Origin of the sequence: cf. Phormidesmis sp. LEGE 11477 (assembly GCF_015207105.1) — a bacterium.
Classification (GTDB): Bacteria; Cyanobacteriota; Cyanobacteriia; order Phormidesmidales; family Phormidesmidaceae; genus Phormidesmis.
Map to the genome: position 1 here is coordinate 1 of NZ_JADEXO010000272.1, position 1,381 is coordinate 1,381.

At 45.1% G+C, this 1,381-nt stretch carries 2 protein-coding genes; both read right to left on the reverse strand.

The genetic code is table 11. The features are described from left to right. A partial coding sequence (locus tag IQ256_RS29250; RefSeq protein WP_193859186.1) for a tetratricopeptide repeat protein occupies positions 1-902 on the reverse strand: 902 nt, incomplete at its 3' end. A 296-nt stretch (positions 903-1,198) separates the two neighbouring features. Next, on the reverse strand, positions 1,199-1,381 hold a 183-nt coding region (locus IQ256_RS29955), incomplete at its 5' end, for a hypothetical protein (RefSeq protein ID WP_228025405.1).

Consider the following 1,381-nt stretch of genomic DNA (forward strand, 5'->3'; position numbering starts at 1 on the left):
TAATGTAACGATGAATCCGGCCTAGAATCCACGTTTAAGCGACCAAGATCGGTGTATAGCTCCGCCAGATAGGCTTGGTCGTCCAACTCGGTGAACAAGGCCAGCGCATTGTTGTAGTGTGAGCGTGCGGTGATTGGGAAGTTCTGTGCTGCGTTTAGTTTGCCCAAACCTTGGCTGGCATAGGCACTGTAGCGTTTATCACCAATTTCCGCGCTGATGATGATAATGGTGGAATACAGGCTATTAGCTACCGTAAATTCAGCATTGGCCAGTGTAGGACGCGCCAGGGCATTGAGCGTAAGCAGGTGGCGAGACGTGTTGGGCTGGCTGCTGGTAATTTCTACAGCCATGTGTGCATAGCGTGTCGCACTGTCATATTCGTTGAGGTCGTAATAGACTTCAGAAATATTGGCAAGCACGATCGGTAAGCCGTTGTAGTTAGGGATGGATTTGCTGATGAGATACGCACGATAGAAATACTCGAGCGCTTCCACATAGTTGCCCAGCGTTTGTGACGTGACGCCCAGGTTGTTGTAAGAAGACGCCAGCAGGTTTGGATTTTGCAGCTTCAATGCGATAATAAGCGCTTGCTGTTTGTAGTATTTACCAGAATCTATTTGGCTCATGTAATTGTAGAGACCACCAAGGATTCTGTACGACGTAGAGAGCAACTCAAGATTTTCTGAGTCCTGTGAGAGCGCTATAGCCTCACGGGCATAGCCGATGACTTGATCTGGCTCAGTGGTCCAGGCAGCTTTCACGATTTCATGAAGTAAGGAGATTCGTACTTCATCCGTGGCTTGGGGAAGTAGGGTTAGCAAACTATCCAGCTTGCTCGTTTGAGAAAATGCATTCCAGCTAAGTAGTAGTAGAAATGCAGTGATGGTAATCGCTTTCTTCATGCACACTAAGGCGAGGTGCTTATTAAAGATACGCGGAATAGTTCATTAGAATGAAATAAGAGCTAACTGTTCATTACAAACAAAGGAGGGCATTTCCAAGAATACCTATTTAACATAATATAAATTATATAACAAAGCTATAGTTTATTGCTGTGTGGCTTTTGACGATTATCGTACAGCTTGATTATATAATGATATTATGTTAACCTGCTATCGCAGGGAATTTTGACGTGCACGTTTTGAGTGATGATCTTTTGGGTTCAGTGCTTCTAGCTGATGTGTTATATAATTAGCCGTTATATTAAATAGCCGCTGCGCCAGCGCACGATTCCATCGCACACCTTTGCCCTGGCCCAGCGCCTATTAATAGTTTTTCCCAACGCTCTTTTCCGCTCTGGCGGAATTGTCAGCCCAAAGCAAAAGTTCTCCAGCCAACGTGCATCGTTCAAAATTTCGTTATTCGGGGAATTGTTCAGTTT